11 protein-coding genes are annotated in these 16,206 nt (G+C 70.5%); 4 read left to right on the top strand and 7 right to left on the bottom strand.

Annotated elements, in window-relative coordinates; all coding sequences use genetic code 11:
- Positions 1-14: 14 nt before the first annotated feature.
- Entirely contained in the window at positions 15-680 is a 666-nt protein-coding gene (locus ACFYRY_RS40940; protein ID WP_389158018.1) for an HAD family hydrolase, read from the top strand.
- Between the two features lie 481 nt (positions 681-1,161).
- On the top strand, positions 1,162-6,093 hold the full coding sequence (locus ACFYRY_RS40935) for an NAD-glutamate dehydrogenase (RefSeq protein WP_389158016.1): 4,932 nt from the start codon (positions 1,162-1,164) through the stop codon (positions 6,091-6,093).
- A gap of 106 nt (positions 6,094-6,199) precedes the next feature.
- On the opposite strand, the gene ACFYRY_RS40930 is transcribed toward ACFYRY_RS40935, so the two are convergent.
- Together ACFYRY_RS40930 and ACFYRY_RS40925 are read right to left on the bottom strand one after the other, a co-directional pair.
- Positions 6,200-7,048, bottom strand: coding sequence for an ABC transporter ATP-binding protein (locus ACFYRY_RS40930; RefSeq protein WP_389158013.1), 849 nt, complete (start codon positions 7,046-7,048; stop codon positions 6,200-6,202).
- Positions 7,041-7,958, bottom strand: a complete 918-nt coding sequence (locus ACFYRY_RS40925) for an ABC transporter permease (protein WP_389158010.1) — start codon at positions 7,956-7,958, stop codon at positions 7,041-7,043. The genes ACFYRY_RS40930 and ACFYRY_RS40925 overlap by 8 nt, the downstream gene beginning before the upstream one ends.
- A 201-nt stretch (positions 7,959-8,159) precedes the next feature.
- On the opposite strand from ACFYRY_RS40925, the gene ACFYRY_RS40920 reads away from it, so the two are divergent.
- On the top strand, positions 8,160-8,786 hold the full coding sequence (locus ACFYRY_RS40920) for a TetR/AcrR family transcriptional regulator (protein WP_389158007.1): 627 nt from the start codon (positions 8,160-8,162) through the stop codon (positions 8,784-8,786).
- 72 nt (positions 8,787-8,858) lie between these two features.
- Here the strand turns inward: ACFYRY_RS40920 and galE are convergent, their stop codons facing one another.
- Together galE and ACFYRY_RS40910 are read right to left on the bottom strand one after the other, a co-directional pair.
- Positions 8,859-9,851, bottom strand: a complete 993-nt coding sequence (galE, locus tag ACFYRY_RS40915; protein WP_389158004.1) for a UDP-glucose 4-epimerase GalE — start codon at positions 9,849-9,851, stop codon at positions 8,859-8,861.
- A 118-nt stretch (positions 9,852-9,969) separates the two neighbouring features.
- Positions 9,970-10,482: a MarR family winged helix-turn-helix transcriptional regulator gene (locus tag ACFYRY_RS40910; protein ID WP_389158071.1), complete on the bottom strand. Its 513-nt coding sequence runs from the start codon at positions 10,480-10,482 to the stop codon at positions 9,970-9,972.
- A 130-nt stretch (positions 10,483-10,612) separates the two neighbouring features.
- On the opposite strand from ACFYRY_RS40910, the gene ACFYRY_RS40905 reads away from it, so the two are divergent.
- On the top strand, positions 10,613-11,026 hold the full coding sequence (locus tag ACFYRY_RS40905; RefSeq protein ID WP_389158001.1) for an organic hydroperoxide resistance protein: 414 nt from the start codon (positions 10,613-10,615) through the stop codon (positions 11,024-11,026).
- Between the two features lie 21 nt (positions 11,027-11,047).
- Here ACFYRY_RS40905 and ACFYRY_RS40900 read toward each other — a convergent pair whose 3' ends face one another.
- The 3 genes from ACFYRY_RS40900 to ACFYRY_RS40890 form a co-directional block, all read right to left on the bottom strand.
- The gene (locus tag ACFYRY_RS40900; RefSeq protein WP_389157999.1) at positions 11,048-12,643 is read right to left on the bottom strand and encodes a hypothetical protein; all 1,596 of its coding nucleotides are present in this window, start codon (positions 12,641-12,643) and stop codon (positions 11,048-11,050) included.
- Between the two features lie 272 nt (positions 12,644-12,915).
- Entirely contained in the window at positions 12,916-15,186 is a 2,271-nt protein-coding gene (locus tag ACFYRY_RS40895) for a CDP-glycerol glycerophosphotransferase family protein (RefSeq protein ID WP_389157997.1), read from the bottom strand.
- Between the two features lie 159 nt (positions 15,187-15,345).
- A complete protein-coding gene (locus ACFYRY_RS40890; protein WP_389158068.1) occupies positions 15,346-16,149 on the bottom strand; it encodes a carbohydrate ABC transporter permease in 804 nt (267 codons plus the stop codon).
- Positions 16,150-16,206 lie beyond the last annotated feature (57 nt).

Genomic DNA, 16,206 nt, shown 5'->3' with positions numbered 1-16,206 from the left:
GGTACTTTTCTGACATGGGGAAGCAGACAGGCGCACACATTGTCTGGGACTGGAACGGCACGCTGTTCCACGACAACGAGGCGATCATCGGGGCGACGAACGCGGCGTTCGCCGAGCTGGGGCTGGCGCCGCTCACGCTGGAGCAGTACCGGGCCTCGTACTGCGTGCCGGTGCCGAAGTTCTACGAGCGGCTGATGGGACGGCTGCCCACCGACGCCGAGTGGGAGGTCATGGACGAGACCTTCCACCGGTACTACGCCGAGCACCGGGTGGGGTGCGGACTCACCCCCGGGGTGACGGAGCTGCTCTCGGGGTGGCGGTCGGCGGGGCGCAGCCAGTCGATCCTGAGCATGTACGTCCATGACGAACTCGTGCCGCTGGTGCGGGGGTTCGGGATCGAGGCGCACTTCGTGCGGGTGGACGGGCGGACCGGACCGTCGGGCGGGAGCAAGGCGGAGCACATGGTGCGGCATCTGGCGGCGCTCGCCGGGGTGGACCCGGCCCGGACCGTGGTGATCGGGGACGCGGCGGACGACGCGGTGGCGGCGCTGCATGTGGGGGCGCGAGCGGTGCTGTACACCGGGGGATCCCACGGGCGGGCCAGCCTGGAGGGGATAGGGGTGCCTGTGGTGGACACGCTGGCGGAGGCCGTCGTGGAGGCGGAGCGGCTCGCGGCATGAGGGGCGGGGCGGGTCCGCATCCTGCCCCAGCAGCCCCGCCCCCAGCAGTCACTCCTGTGCGAAACGTCAAACTTCCACCCCCAGTTTTGTACACATACGGCTCATGACGGGGGACCTGTGAGGAGCGATAGCCTTGGTGGCGTGATCAGCGCGATAGTTCGCGGGGGCGTACTCGCCTCTGCCCTGCGCCCGGGAAGCACGGCTTACCTCCGTGACCGGGCGGCGGTCGCTGGTCTTCAGGGGCGGGACGGGGGCGCAGGAGCCCCCAGGACTCCGTACACACCTCGGAAGCACATGCCACAGAGAGCAGTGTCACACCCCGATGGCGTGTCGAGAATGGCTGATATCCCCCCGCACATCTCACCTTGCGGCATAGCGTCGAAGCAGACCGGACACCCCGCGTCGCGGCGTCACGTCACCAGGGAAGAGACCGTACTTCCTTCTACGTCACGCAACGGCGCGCGACAGGAGCCAGAGGACAATGCAGACCAAGCTGGACGAAGCCAAGGCCGAGTTGCTCGAGAGGGCCGCCCGGGTTGCTGAGAACAGCCCGGTCGGGGGGCACCTACCGACCGGGACGACGGACGAGAGCACACCCGACCGGGACACCCTGCTCACGTTCCTCCAGCGCTACTACCTGCACACCGCACCGGAGGACCTCACCGACCGCGACCCGGTCGACATCTACGGTGCCGCGCTCTCGCACTACCGGTTGGCCGAGAACCGCCCACAGGGCACGGCCAACGTGCGGGTCCACACGCCCACCGTGGAGGAGAACGGGTGGACGTGCAGTCATTCGGTGGTCGAGGTGGTCACCGACGACATGCCCTTCCTCGTCGACTCCGTCACCAACGAACTGACCCGGCAGGGACGTGGGATCCACGTCGTCATCCATCCGCAGGTCACCGTGCGGCGCGATGTCGCCGGCAGGCTCAGTGAAGTGCTCACCCCGCCCCTGAGCGGCGAGCTTCCGCACGACGGGCACACCGAGTCCTGGATCCACGTGGAGATCGACCGCGAGACCGACCGCGGCGACCTCAAGCAGATCACCGCCGACCTGCTGCGTGTCCTGTCCGACGCCCGTGAGGCCGTCGAGGACTGGGAGAAGATGCGGGACGCGGCCCTGCGCATGGCCGACGAGTTGCCCAAGGAGCCGATCGCCTCCGACCTGCGGGAGCAGGACGTCGAGGAGGCCCGCGAGCTGCTGCGCTGGCTGGCCGACGACCACTTCACGTTCCTCGGGTTCCGGGAGTACCAGCTGCGGGAGGACGACTCGCTGGCGGCCGTGCCCGGGACCGGGCTCGGCATCCTGCGGTCCGACCCGCATCACACCGAAGGCGACAGCCACCCCGTCAGCCCCTCCTTCGAACGGCTGCCGGCCGACGCCCGGGTCAAGGCGCGTGAGCACAAGCTGCTGGTGCTGACCAAGGCGAACAGCCGGTCGACCGTGCACCGGCCGTCCTACCTCGACTACGTCGGCGTCAAGAAGTTCGACGCGGCCGGGAACGTGGTGGGTGAGCGGCGGTTCCTCGGACTGTTCTCGTCCGCCGCCTACACCGAGTCGGTGCGGCGGGTGCCCGTCATCCGGCGCAAGGTCGAAGAGGTGCTGGAGCGGGCCGGGTTCTCGCCCAACAGCCACGACGGGCGTGATCTGCTCCAGATCCTGGAGACGTACCCGCGCGACGAGCTCTTCCAGACCCCGCCCGACGAACTGCAGTCCATCGTCACGTCCGTCCTCTACCTTCAGGAGCGGCGGCGGCTGCGGCTCTACCTGCGGCAGGACGAGTACGGTCGCTACTACTCCGCCCTCGTCTACCTTCCGCGCGACCGGTACACCACGGGTGTCCGACTGCGGATCATCGACATCCTCAAGGAGGAACTCGGCGGCACCAGCGTCGACTTCACCGCCTGGAACACCGAGTCGATCCTCTCCCGGCTGCACTTCGTCGTCCGTGTCGCGCAGGGCACCGAGCTGCCGCAGCTCAGCGACAACGACAAGGACCGCATCGAGGCGCGCCTGGTGGCCGCCGCGAGGTCATGGGCCGACGGGTTCGCGGAGGCACTGAACGCCGAGTTCGGCGAGGAACGCGCCGCCGAGCTGCTGCGCCGCTACGCGGGCGCCATCCCCGAGGGCTACAAGGCCGACCACAGCCCCCGCTCCGCGGTCGCCGACCTCGCCCAGATCGAGAAGCTCACCGAGGAGACGGGCTTCGCGCTCAGCCTCTACGAGCCCGTCGGCGCCGCCCCCGAGGAGCGCCGGTTCAAGATCTACCGCAAGGGCGAGTCCATCACCCTGTCGGCCGTGCTGCCGGTCCTCAACCGGCTCGGTGTCGAGGTCATGGACGAGCGGCCGTACGAACTGCGCTGCGCGGACCGGAGCGTGGCGTGGATCTACGACTTCGGGCTGCGCATGCCCCGGCCGAAGAGCGGCAGCGGCGACTACCTCGGCGACGACGGCCGCGAGCGGTTCCAGGAGGCCTTCGCCGCCACCTGGACCGGCAGGGCGGAGAACGACGGCTTCAACTCCCTCGTGCTGAGCGCCGGGCTGAACTGGCGTCAGGCGATGGTGCTGCGGGCGTACGCGAAGTACCTGCGGCAGGCGGGCTCGACGTTCAGCCAGGACTACATGGAGGACACCCTCCGCAACAACGTCCACACCACCCGGCTGCTCGTCTCGCTGTTCGAGGCGCGCATGTCGCCCGAGCGGCAGCGGGCGGGGCTCGAGATCGTCGAGGCGCTCCTTGAGGAGGTCGACGCGGCCCTCGACCAGGTGGCGTCGCTCGACGAGGACCGGATCCTGCGGTCCTTCCTCACGGTCATCAAGGCGACCCTGCGCACGAACTTCTTCCAGGAGGCGGCGGGCGGTCAGCCGCACACGTACGTCTCCATGAAGTTCGACCCGCGGGCCATCCCCGATCTGCCGGCCCCGCGTCCGGCGTACGAGATCTGGGTGTACTCGCCGCGGGTGGAGGGCGTGCACCTCAGGTTCGGGAAGGTCGCGCGCGGCGGGCTGCGCTGGTCCGACCGGCGTGAGGACTTCCGGACCGAGATCCTCGGCCTGGTCAAGGCGCAGATGGTGAAGAACACCGTCATCGTGCCGGTCGGTGCCAAGGGCGGCTTCGTCGCCAAGCAGCTGCCGGACCCGAGCGTGGACCGGGACGCGTGGCTGGCGGAGGGCATCGCCAGCTACAAGACCTTCATCTCGGCGCTGCTCGACATCACCGACAACATGGTCGCCGGTGAAGTGGTCCCGCCCGCCGACGTGGTGCGGCACGACGAGGACGACACCTATCTCGTCGTCGCGGCCGACAAGGGCACCGCGACCTTCTCGGACATCGCCAACGGGGTCGCCGAGCAGTACAACTTCTGGCTCGGGGACGCCTTCGCCTCCGGCGGCTCGGCCGGTTACGACCACAAGGGCATGGGCATCACCGCCCGCGGCGCCTGGGAGTCCGTGAAGCGGCACTTCCGCGAGCTGGACGTGGACACGCAGGCCGAGGACTTCACGGTCGTCGGCATCGGTGACATGTCCGGTGACGTGTTCGGCAACGGCATGCTGCTGAGCGAGCACATCCAGCTGGTCGCCGCCTTCGACCACCGGCACATCTTCATCGACCCGAAGCCGGACGCGGCCACCTCCTACGCCGAGCGCCGCCGCGTCTTCGAACTGCCGCGCTCCAGCTGGGCCGACTACAACACCGAGCTCATCTCCGGCGGCGGCGGCGTGTTCCCCCGTACCGCCAAGGCGATCCCGGTCAACGCGCACATCCGGGAGGCCCTCGGCATCGAGGAGAAGGTCTCCAAGATGACGCCGGCCGACCTGATGAAGGCGATCCTCAAGGCGCCGGTGGACCTGCTGTGGAACGGCGGCATCGGGACGTACGTGAAGGCGAGCACCGAGACGCACGCGGACGTCGGCGACAAGGCCAACGACCCGATCCGCGTCGACGGCAGCGACCTGCGGGTCAAGGTGGTCGGCGAGGGCGGCAACCTGGGCCTGACCCAGCTCGGCAGGATCGAGTTCGCGCGGCTCGGCGGCAAGATCAACACGGATGCCATCGACAACAGCGCGGGCGTGGACACCTCCGACCATGAGGTGAACATCAAGATCCTGCTCAACGGCCTGGTCGCGGACGGCGACATGACCGTCAAGCAGCGCAACAAGCAGCTCGCCGAGATGACCGACGAGGTCGGCCGGCTCGTCCTGCGCAACAACTACGCGCAGAACACGGCCATCGCCAACGCGCTCGCCCAGTCCAAGGACATGCTCCACGCCCAGCAGCGGTACCTGCGCCACCTGGTGCGCGAAGGCCTGCTGGACCGGGCCCTGGAGTTCCTGCCCACCGACCGTCAGATTCGCGAGCGCCTCAGCACCGGGCAGGGCCTGACCAGCCCGGAGACGGCCGTGCTGCTGGCGTACACGAAGATCACCGTCGCCGAGGAGCTGCTGCACACCTCGCTGCCGGACGACCCGTACCTGCGCGCCCTGCTGCACGCGTACTTCCCGAGCGCACTGCGCGAGAAGTTCCCCGAGCGCATCGACAACCACCCGCTGCATCGCGAGATCACCACGACCGTGCTGGTCAACGACACGGTGAACACGGGCGGTACGACGTATCTGCACCGGCTGCGCGAGGAGACCGGTGCCTCGCTGGAGGAGATCGTCCGGGCCCAGACCGTGGCCCGCGCGATCTTCCGCTCCGGGGCCGTGTGGGACGCGGTGGAGGCCCTCGACAACAAGGTCGAGGCCGATGTGCAGACCCGCATCCGGCTGCACTCGCGCCGCCTCGTCGAGCGCGGCACACGCTGGCTGCTCAACAACCGGCCGCAGCCGCTCCAGCTCGCCGAGACCGTCGAGTTCTTCGCCGACCGTGTCGAACAGGTGTGGTCGCAGCTGCCGAAGCTGCTGCGGGGCGCGGACCTGGAGTGGTACCAGAAGATCTACGACGAGCTGACGGGCGTCGGCGTCCCGGGCGAGATCGCGACCCGGGTGGCCGGGTTCTCCTCGGCCTTCCCGACCCTCGACATCGTCTCGGTGGCCGACCGGATGGACCGGGACCCGATGGATGTCGCGGACGTCTTCTACGACCTCGCCGACCGTCTGCGGATCACCCAGCTGATGGACCGCATCATCGAGCTGCCGCGCGCCGACCGCTGGCAGTCCATGGCCCGCGCGTCCATCCGCGAGGACCTGTACGCGGCCCACGCGGCGCTGACCGCGGACGTCCTCGCGGTCGGCAACGGCACCTCCACCCCCGAGCAGCGCTTCAAGGCGTGGGAGGAGAAGAACTCGCCGATCCTGGGCCGGGCGCGGACGACTCTGGAGGAGATCCAGAGCTCGGACTCGTTCGATCTGGCGAACCTGTCGGTGGCGATGCGGACGATGCGGACGCTGCTGCGGGCGCATTCGTGATCGGTACGGGTTCGTAGTCGTACGGATCCGTAGCTGTGCGACCACCACCAGGGCGCCCCGGGCCATCGCGGCTCGGGGCGCCCTGTCAGTCTCCGGAAGCGCGGGTCTAGGGAAGCGGCACCTTGGCAGGCTTGGGCTGCGGCTGGGCCTTCGCCTTGTCCGGGCCGCCGGTGAACGCCTCGTACGCCTCCAGCACCTCTTCGGTCGGACCGTCCATGCGCAGTTCGCCGCGCTCCAGCCACAGCACCCGGTCGCAGGTGTCGCGGATCGACTTGTTGCTGTGGCTGACCAGGAACACCGTGCCCGCGTGCTTGCGCAGCTCGCGGATGCGGGCCTCGGAACGCTTCTGGAACGAACGGTCGCCCGTCGCCAGCGCCTCGTCGATGAGCAGGACGTCGTGGTCCTTGGCGGCGGCGATGGAGAAGCGCAGGCGGGCGGCCATGCCGGAGGAGTACGTCCGCATCGGGAGGGTGATGAAGTCGCCCTTCTCGTTGATGCCGGAGAAGTCGACGATCGACTCGTAGCGCTCCTTGACTTGCTCGCGGGACATCCCCATGGCGAGGCCGCCGAGGTAGACGTTGCGCTCGCCGGTCAGGTCGTTCATCAGGGCCGCGTTCACCCCCAGGAGGGAGGGCTGGCCGTCGGTGTAGATATGGCCGTTCTCCACCGGCAGCAGGCCCGCGACCGCTTTGAGCAGGGTCGACTTGCCGGAACCGTTGGTGCCGATCAGGCCGATCGCCTCGCCCCGGTAGGCGACGAAGGAGACGTTCTTGACGGCGTGCACCTTGCGCACCCCGGCCGCCTGCTCGGTCTGCCTGCGACGCAGCATGCGGTTGAGGGCGGCGGTCGCGGAACCCCGGCCCGCGCCGGTGCCGTTGACCCGGTAGACGATGTCCACGCCGTCGACGACGACGGTGGGGATCTGCTCCTGCGCGAGTTGCGTGTTGTCAGCCACGGCCGTACGTCTCCTCAGCCTTCCAGAAGTAGATGAAGCCGCCGACGCCGACGACGAGCGCCCAGGCGGTCGCGACCGGCCACACGTGGGGCGGCAGCTGGCTCGAGTGGAAGCTGTCGATCAGGGCGAAGCGCATCAGGTCGATGTAGACGGCCGCCGGGTTGGCCCGGAGCGCGGGCGCCACCCAGGACGGCAGGTCGCTGTGGTTGCTGAGCAGGCGGTCGAGGCTCCACATCACGCCGGAGACGTACATCCAGGTGCGCAGCACGAACGGCATCAGCTGCGCGATGTCCGGTGTCTTCGCCCCCAGCCGCGCCATGATCATCGCGATGCCCGCGTTGAAGGTGAACTGCAGCACCAGCGCCGGGATGGCCAGCAGCCAGGACGCGGACAACGGCACGCCGAAGCAGAGCAGGATCACGACCAGGGCGGCCATCGAGAACAGCAGCTGCTGGAGCTGTTGCAGCGCGAACGAGATCGGCAGCGCCGCCCGTGGGAAGTGCAGGGCGCGCACGAGGCCCAGGTTCCCGGAGATCGCGCGGGTGCCCGCCATGATCGAGCTCTGCGTGAACGTCCAGATGAACACGCCCGTCACCAGGAACGGGACGTAGTCCGGTACGCCCCTCTTGGTGCCCATCAGCACACCGAAGATGAAGTAGTAGACCGCCGCGTTCAGCAGCGGCGTCATCACCTGCCAGAGCTGGCCCAGCTTCGCCTGGCTGTACTGCGCGGTGAGCTTGGCGGTCGAGAAGGCGGAGATGAAGTGGCGCCGGGCCCACAGCTGGCTGATGTACTCGCGCAGGGTGGGGCGGGCGCCGCTGACCGTGAGGCCGTGGCGGGCGGCGAGGGCCGCGAGGTCGTCGGCCGGGGGTGCCGTCGTCGGGGGCGGTGTGTGGAGGACCTGGCTCACATCCGCTGCTTTCGTTCGGGGGGTGGGGTGGTGCGTGAGGCTGTCGTGCGGGTGCGGCGGCGGGTCCGTCGTCCGACGTTTCCTTACGGTTCTCTTCATGTTTTCTTACGTCGGGACGGGACCGTATCGTCGCAACGTGAGCGTAAGCCGATCTGACGTCGGAACGCAACCGTTTCGTCGTTACGCCCTATGCTGGTCCGTATGACGACCAACGCCGAGGAGCCGAAGACACGTCCGCGCCGCCGTGCCCCCGCCGGGGCCGCCGTGCTTCGCGAGGACGTGACGGAGGCCATCCGGGCGGCCGTCTTCGAGGAACTCGCGGCCGTCGGCTACGCGCGGATGTCCATCGAGGGGATCGCGCGCCGCGCGGGGGTCGGCAAGACTGCCGTGTACCGCCGCTGGCGCTCCAAGCTGCACCTCGTCCTCGACCTGGTCTCCGCGGTCGCCGTGCAGGGGCTGCCGGTGCCGGACACCGGGTCGCTGGAGGGTGACCTGCGGCTGCTGTACGAGGTGACCTCCCGGGCCCTGCGGCACCCCGTGGCCTCGCAGATCATCCCCGACCTCCAGGCCGAGGCGGCCCGCAACCCCGAGATCGCCGAGGCCCTGCAGAAGGCCCTGCGGGAGGGGCAGGAGGGTGTCGCCAGCAAGATCGTGGCGGCGGCGGAGCGGCGCGGCGAGATACGGCACGGCTTCGACGCGGACCTGGCGCTCGACCTGATCTCAGGGCCGCTGTACTGGCGCTCGGTGGTGATCCGCAGCCCCAAGCTCCCGAAGGGGTATCTGGGGTCCCTGGCGCGGGCCACCGCTCAGGGGCTCAAGGCGTTGTGAGCCGCTGTGACCCGCGTGATCGGCGTGAGCCGCACGGCGCGGGTGACGCGTGTGATGCTGGCCGCGAGAGGCCTAGGACGGCACTGAGGCGCGGGCCGCTTCCGGGTGGAGGCGCAGCCAGCCGCCCCAGGCGGACGTGATCATGTCCTGGATGTCGTGCTTGGCCGACCAGCCGAGTTCGGTGGCGGCCCGGTCGGCGGAGGCGACGACGCGGGCCGGGTCGCCCGGACGGCGCGGGGCGACGGTCGGGGGGCGGTCGTACCCGGTGAGCGTGTTGACCCGGTCGATCATCTCGCGGACCGAGACGCCCTCACCGCGGCCGATGTTGAGGGTGAGGTCGCGGCCGGGCGACGATCTCAGGGCGCGGGCGGCGGCGACATGGGCCTCGGCCAGGTCGACGACGTGGATGTAGTCGCGGACGCAGGTTCCGTCCGGGGTGTCGTAGTCGTCGCCGAAGATCCGCGGGGACGCGTTCTCGGTCAGCTTCTCGAAGACCATCGGGATGAGGTTGAAGACGCCCACGTCCGCGAGCTCGGGGCTCGCCGCCCCCGCCACGTTGAAGTAGCGCAGTGACGCCGTGGACAGTCCCGTGGCCCGTCCGGTCGCCCTGACCAGCCACTCGCCGGCCAGCTTCGTCTCACCGTAGGGAGACATCGGGACGCAGGGTGTCTCCTCCGTCACCAGGGCCGCGTCCGGCATGCCGTACACGGCCGCGGAGGACGAGAACACGAAGGACGGCACGTTCGCCGCGGTCACCGCTTCCAGCAGGACCCGCAGGCCCTCGACGTTCTCCCGGTAGTAGTGCAGCGGCCGGTCCACCGACTCGCCCACCTGCTTCTTCGCCGCCAGGTGGACGACGCCGGTGACCTCGTGGTCGGCGAGGGTGCGCGCCACGTGCTCGGCGTCCAGGGTCGATCCGGTCACCAGCGGTACGTCCTCGGGGACGCGGCCGGCGATGCCGGTGGACAGGTCGTCGTACACCACCGTCTGTTCGCCCGCGTCGGTCATCGCGCGTACGACATGCGCCCCGATGTAGCCGGCGCCGCCGGTGATCAGCCAGGTCATCTGCGGCCGTCCCTCGTCCGTTGGCTTCTGATGGAGCCGATGGGTTCCTGTTGCCGTTCCTCAGTGAAGCAGGCCGTGGCGCCTGCCGCGGCAGGCGCCACCGCTTTGCGGACACCCTCTAGGGAGTGTCGCCCGGCGTTTCCTCGAACGCCGCCGCGTCCAGCGTCGAGGTGAGCCGGTCGAGGCGTTCGCGCAGTTCGCGGATCTCGTCGAGGTCGAAGCCGGTCGCGGCGGCGATCCGGGGCGGAACGCGGACCGCCCGTTCGCGCAGCGCCAGGCCCTCCTCGGTCAGCCGTACCTCCACCGACCGTTCGTCGCGGGCGCTGCGCTCCCGCCGTACGAGTCCGGCCGTCTCCAGCCGCTTGAGCAGGGGGGACAGTGTGCCGGAGTCGAGGCGCAGGTGCTCGCCGAGCTTCTTGACCGGCAGCTCGCCCTGCTCCCACAGCACCAGCATCACCAGGTACTGCGGGTAGGTGAGCCCGAGGTCCTTGAGGATCACGCGGTAGACGCCGTTGAAGGCGCGCGAGGCGGCGTGCAGGGAGAAGCAGATCTGGGCGTCCAGGCGCAGCCAGTTCTCCGCGGCGGCGGCGTCGGACGCCGCGGCAGCGGGCGGGGTCGGGGTCGGGGTCATGCCTGTCATGTCTCCAGGATAGCTCTTGCGGGCCACTTAGTTGTGCACAACTTAATTGTGTGCTCTACTTTACGTCGTGAGGCGGCCTGAACGGGCCGCCCGCGACATGACTTGAGAGGGATGGTTATCCATGGACGCGCTCTACACCGCGGTCGCCACCGCCACGCACGGCCGTGAGGGCCGCGCCGTCTCCTCCGACGGCAAGATCGACCTCGCGCTGGGGATACCGGTGGAGATGGGCGGCAACGGGCAGGGCACCAACCCGGAGCAGCTGTTCGCCGCCGGGTACGCCGCCTGCTTCGGCAGCGCGCTCGGTCTGATCGGCCGACAGGCCAAGGTCGATGTGAGCGACGCCGCCGTGACCGCCGAGGTGGGCATCGGCAAGCAGGGCGAGGGCTTCGGCCTCAAGGTCACCCTCCGCGTCGAGCTGCCCGACACCGTGGACGAGGAGACCGGCCGCAAGCTGGTCGAGCAGGCCCACCAGGTCTGCCCCTACTCCAACGCCACCCGGGGCAACATCGACGTCGACCTCGTCGTCGAGTAACTCGGCAACCCCGTACGACCCTCACCCGACCCGCGCCAGCACCTCCCCCGTCCGTCCGCTCCACGCCACCACCACCGCCTCCTCCGGTACCCGGTGCCAGCGCGTCAGCAGCAGCCAGCGCACGTGATAGCGGTGGACGACGGCGGAGCGTTCGGCGCGGGTCGAGGCCGTGGCGAGGTAGGCGCGGACGTCGGCGAGGCGCCGCAGCCGCTCCCGTTCGTCCAGCGCCGCGTCCGGCCGGACGGGCGCGGCGAGGTTCGGGCCGTAGCCCGCGATCGTGTGGACGGCGTGGTAGCCGTCGGTGATCACCACCTCGCCGCGCCCGATGTGCCGCGCCGCCCACTCGTACGTCGGCCAGCGCGGCGGCTGCGCGAAACCGACCGGATCCAGCGCCCGCGGCACCACCGCCCCCGCCTGTACGGCGAGGAAACCCACGCACGCCCCCGCCGCCGCGGCGCCGCCCAGCACCCGCCGCCACCCTTCCCACGGCCGGGGCGCCGCCAGCTCCACCGCGAGCGCGAACTGCGGCGGCACCAGCGTCAGTCCCAGGATCTGGCCGTAGGTGTAGTGCCCGCTGACCCAGCCGTACGCGACGACCAGACAGTCCAGCGCGAACAGCAGCACCAGCGGATCCCGCCCGGAACTCCGCCGCGCCCGCAGCCACAGCGCCGGCACACCCAGCAGCGCCAGCCAGAAGTGCCCGCCGAGGCCCAGGTACAGCGTCCGGTGCGTGGCGTCGGCACTGCCGTCCGCGGCCGGCGCGAACACGTCGAAGTACGGCCAGCAGGCCGCGACCAGCACGGCCGTAGTGACCGCCAGCGCCCAGCGCCCGACGACGGCCGCGGACCACCCCCGCTGCCACCCCGCCACGAACGCGACCGCCCCCAGCACCGCCGCGAGCGCCATGATCGGGTGGGTCAGCAGGATCAGCCCGTACAGCGCGCCGAGCACCGCGTACCCGCCCGCCCACGGCAGCCCGCTCGGCCCGACGTACCGCACCGCCCGCCCCGCGCCCTGCGGCCGGCCGTCCTCCGGCGACGGTGTCCCGCCCCGTGCCCGCCGGCCCGTCAGCCCCCACGCCCAGAACGTCAGCCCGATCGCGAACGTCGACGGATACCCCAGGTTCCCCGTCATCGACATCAGCCCGAGATACCCGCTCCACCAGGCCCGTTCGGTCCCCCACAGCAGCGTCATCGCGGCCAGCGCCAGCACCGGCGCCCACTGGCGGGGCGTCAGCACGCGCACGAAGCGGCCGATGCCGGTCAGCAGCACCAGCAGGTTCAGCGGCCCGGCGAGCCGCACCACCTCCCAGCCGCCCAGCCCCGTCAGCCGCGCGAACGCGCCCTGCGCCACCGCGTACGGCGAGTAGGAGGGGCTGCCCGCGCCCGGCAGGTCCGCCAGGGGGTGGCGTGGCTGGAGCAGATGGCTCTTGAGGCGTTCGACGACCGCCGCGTGCTGGCCGGCGTCACAGCACAGCGGCACGCGCCAGTACGCCAGCGACATCACCAGCCAGAACAGGAAGCCAAAGACCTGATAGGGCGTCGGACGCCGGATCCGGCCGCCGCGCAGCGCGCTCGCGCCGCGCACGGACCGCCGGACCGGAGAGCCGGCACTCATCGGACGGAGGGCACGCGGCGGCTGAGGCACTGCCCGTATGTTCCCGCTCGCGTCAATGGCTTAGCCGGGCATCACCGCATCGAGTGAGCCCGTTCGCTGCGCGCTCGAAGTCGCCGAAGGGCTGGGCAGGACCCGGATCGGTCCCGGGCCACCTGCCAACAGGTCCCGTTCGCGCGGCCCGGCCGCCCCGTCGGACGCCAGGTGGGCGGCCGCGTCGGGGTGGGCCGTGAGGGGCTGGAGGGCATCGGAACTCCCCGGTGTGCGGACGACGTTCAGACAAGGGAGGAGACGGGACCGGCGTGCTGGGGCACGGTGGTGAGCGCCGACCGCGCGAACGCCGCGGCGGCCGACGGCACGGGGCGGCGCTCGGCGAGCGGCACGACCGGCGGCAGCGCGGCCTCGCTCTCGCCGAGCACCAGCCGCCGTACGACCCGTTCGGCGGCGTATCCGTCGTCCCACGGGCAGAAGCGTTCGCGGAACGCCGCACGCAACTGGGCGGAGTGGGAGCCGCGCCAGTGGCCGGTGGCGAAGATGTCGACCAGCTCCTCCTCACTGTGCGCGATCGCGCCCGGCGGGAAGGACCGCAGGTCGACATAGGTGCCGCGCGCCGCCTCGTACGCCTCCTGGTCCGGGGCGTGGATCACGATCGGGCGGTCCAGGTTGGCGTAGTCGAACATGAGCGACGAGTAGTCGGTGACCAGGACGTCCGAGGCGAGACAGAGCTGCTCGACGCTGGGATGGCCGGTGACGTCGAAGATCCCGGTCGACGCCCCGGCGCCCTCGAACGGCAGGCACCCGTAGGTGGGGTGGGCGCGGACCAGGACGGTGAAGCGGGGGCCGAGGCGGCGCAGCACGCGGTCCAGGTCCAGCGGCAGGCGCTGGGTGCGCCGGTAGTCGCGATGGGTGGGCGCGTACAGGATCGCGACTGTGCCCTTCGGGATGCCGAGGCACTCGCGCAGCCGGGCCACGTCCGCCGAGGTGGCCCGCAGCAGGACGTCGTTGCGGGGGCGACCGTGGGTGAGAGTGGTGTAGCGGCCGGGGAGGACGCGCTCCCACGTCAGCGTGGAGTGGCGGTTGCCGGACAGGACGTAGTCCCACTGGTCGACGCCTCGCAGCAGCTCGGCGAAGTCCATGTCACGGGCCGCCGCCGGGCGTTCCTGGAGGTCGAGGCCCAGATGCTTGAACGGGGTCCCCTGCTGGGTCTGGACGACGACCTGACCGGGGCGTTTGACCAGACGCCGGTCGAAGTCGGCGTCGTTCACCAGGTACTTGGAGCGGGCGAGGGCCGTCCAGTAGGCGGCGGTGTCCGGGGTGACCCGACGGGTCGCGGTCGGGATGGTGTGGTGGTGCTCGGGCCGGGCGATCCACGCGGTGGCGATGTGCGGGACGTAGGTGCGGAAGGCGGTCTCCAGGGCTCCCGGGTCCCAGCCGTGGCCGCGGTCCCCCTGGACGGAGAACACCGCGCGGTCGGCGCGCACGGGCAGGCGCAGCTGGACGCGGTAGTGCAGCTGGAGGACGACCCGCCGCAGGCCCCTCAGTAGGCGGGCGGCCGCCTTCACGCTCCGGCGGCGCACCACCGACGCCAGCCGCAGCGCCTGGAACGCGCGGAGCAGACCCAGGCGGACGAGGGCGTGCCGCAGGCGGGATCCCGCGGGCGCCGGGTGGCCGGGGGCGCGGTGACGGCGGCAGTGGGCGCGCGCGGAGCGCCGGAACTCGGCGCGGTACGCGCGCGGCAGCCGGTCGCGAAGGGCGGACACCGTCGCCAGGTGATCGATCATGCGGCGGAACAACACCGGCCGCCAGGACGCCAGTTCGGGGTGGACCGCGACATACGCGAAGACCCGGTCGTACTGCTCGAAGATGTCGAAGTGCCGGCGGCCGGTGGTGCCGGGGCCGCTGCCCTGGCGGCGCTGCCGGTGGTGCACGCACACCCGGTCCAGGGTCGCGATCGTCCCGGCCGTCATCAGGACCGGGTACGTCCACGGGGTGTCCTCGTAGGAGCCGGGCGGGAAGGCGAAGCCCGCCCGCTCGACGAACTCCCGGCGGTACGACTTGTTCCAGGCCACCGTCCGCAGGTGCAGCAGCCCCGGTCGGTCCCCCAGGCGGAACGGGGCCGTGCCCCGTTCGGTGAGCTGGGCGGCGGCCGGGTCGCGGACGGTGCGGCCGTCCCAGTGGGTGCGCGCGTGGTCGTACACCAGGACGTCCGGCTCGCCCGTCTCTTTCAGCCGGTCGGCGATCGCCCGCAGGGTGTCCGGGGTCAGGGTGTCGTCGCCGTCCAGGAAGAGCAGGTAGTCGCCGCTCGCCGCGCGCATCCCCGCGTTGCGGGCACCGCCCAGGCCCTGGTTCTCCGGCAGGTGCACCGGCCGCACGCGCGGATCGCGGGCCGCGAACTCGTCGATGATCGCGCCGCCCTCGTCCGGTGAACGGTCGTCGACCGCGATCAGCTCCAGATCCGGATACGACTGGGTCAGCACCGATTCCAGACAGTCGTGCAGGTACGCCTGAACCTTGTAGGCGGGGACGATGACACTGAACCTGGGCACGGCACATCCATGGGTCGACACGGGCGCGGGCGTTTTGCCCGGGAACGGCCAATGGAGTGAATTGGTTACGGCATGTGTGGCATACGGGGGATTGTCGGCGAATGTGACAGGGCGGGCCGGTGACGGCCCGCCCTTGGCTCAATTCACCCCTCGTACGGGCTACTTGACCGCGCCCGCCATCACACCGGACACGAACTGCCGCTGGAACGCGAAGAAAACGGCCAGCGGGATCACCATGGAGATGAACGCACCGGGCGCCAGGACATCGATGTTGCTGCCGAACTGCCGTACCTGCTGCTGCAGCGCGACCGTCAGCGGCTGCGACTCCGAGTTGGAGAACACCAGCGCCACCAGCATGTCGTTCCACACCCACAGGAACTGGAAGATCCCCAGGGACGCCAGCGCGGGAGCCGCCAGCGGCAGCACCACCGTGGCGAACAGCCGGACCTCGCCCGCCCCGTCCAGCCGCGCCGCCTCCAGGAGTTCCCGGGGGATCTCCGCGAAGAAGTTGCGCAACAGGAAGATCGCGAACGGCAGTCCGAAGCCGACGTGGAAGAGCACCACACCGATGATGTCGCCGAAGATCCCGATCTTGCCGAACAGGTCCGACAGCGGGATCAGCGCCACCTGCACGGGCACCACGAGCAGCGCCACGACCACCAGGAACCACCAGTCGCGGCCCTTGAAGTCCATCCACGCGAAGGCGTATCCGCCCATCGCGCCGATCAGCACCACCAGCAGCGTCGCCGGCACCGTGATCCAGATGGTGTTCAGCAGCGAACTGGTGATCGCGTCGTTCTCCAGGAGCGTCTGATAGCTCTTGGCGGTCAACTGCCCCGGAGCGGTGAATACCTTCCACCAGCCCGAGGAGGCGATGTCGGTCGGCTCCCGGAACGACGACACCAGCAGGCCGAACGTCGGCACCAGCCAGAACACGGCGACGAGCACCAGGACGACCCGCATCACCCCGCCCGCCGCACCGCCCGCCGCCCGGGCGGCGAGGGAACGCTTCGCGCGTAC

The organism is Streptomyces sp. NPDC005263, assembly GCF_042872365.1.
GTDB lineage: Bacteria > Actinomycetota > Actinomycetes > Streptomycetales > Streptomycetaceae > Streptomyces.
This window is presented reverse-complemented; position numbering and strand designations above follow the sequence as displayed.

What these genes read in the sequence shown, in the direction of transcription:
- ACFYRY_RS40940 (WP_389158018.1), top strand. Translation starts at nt 15, where the DNA reads ATGGGGAAGCAGACAGGCGCACACATTGTCTGGGACTGGAACGGCACG.
- ACFYRY_RS40935 (WP_389158016.1), top strand. Translation starts at nt 1,162, where the DNA reads ATGCAGACCAAGCTGGACGAAGCCAAGGCCGAGTTGCTCGAGAGGGCC.
- ACFYRY_RS40920 (WP_389158007.1), top strand. Translation starts at nt 8,160, where the DNA reads ATGACGACCAACGCCGAGGAGCCGAAGACACGTCCGCGCCGCCGTGCC.
- galE (WP_389158004.1), bottom strand. Translation starts at nt 9,851, where the DNA reads ATGACCTGGCTGATCACCGGCGGCGCCGGCTACATCGGGGCGCATGTC.
- ACFYRY_RS40910 (WP_389158071.1), bottom strand. Translation starts at nt 10,482, where the DNA reads ATGACCCCGACCCCGACCCCGCCCGCTGCCGCGGCGTCCGACGCCGCC.
- ACFYRY_RS40905 (WP_389158001.1), top strand. Translation starts at nt 10,613, where the DNA reads ATGGACGCGCTCTACACCGCGGTCGCCACCGCCACGCACGGCCGTGAG.
- ACFYRY_RS40900 (WP_389157999.1), bottom strand. Translation starts at nt 12,643, where the DNA reads ATGAGTGCCGGCTCTCCGGTCCGGCGGTCCGTGCGCGGCGCGAGCGCG.
- ACFYRY_RS40890 (WP_389158068.1), bottom strand. Translation starts at nt 16,149, where the DNA reads ATGCGGGTCGTCCTGGTGCTCGTCGCCGTGTTCTGGCTGGTGCCGACG.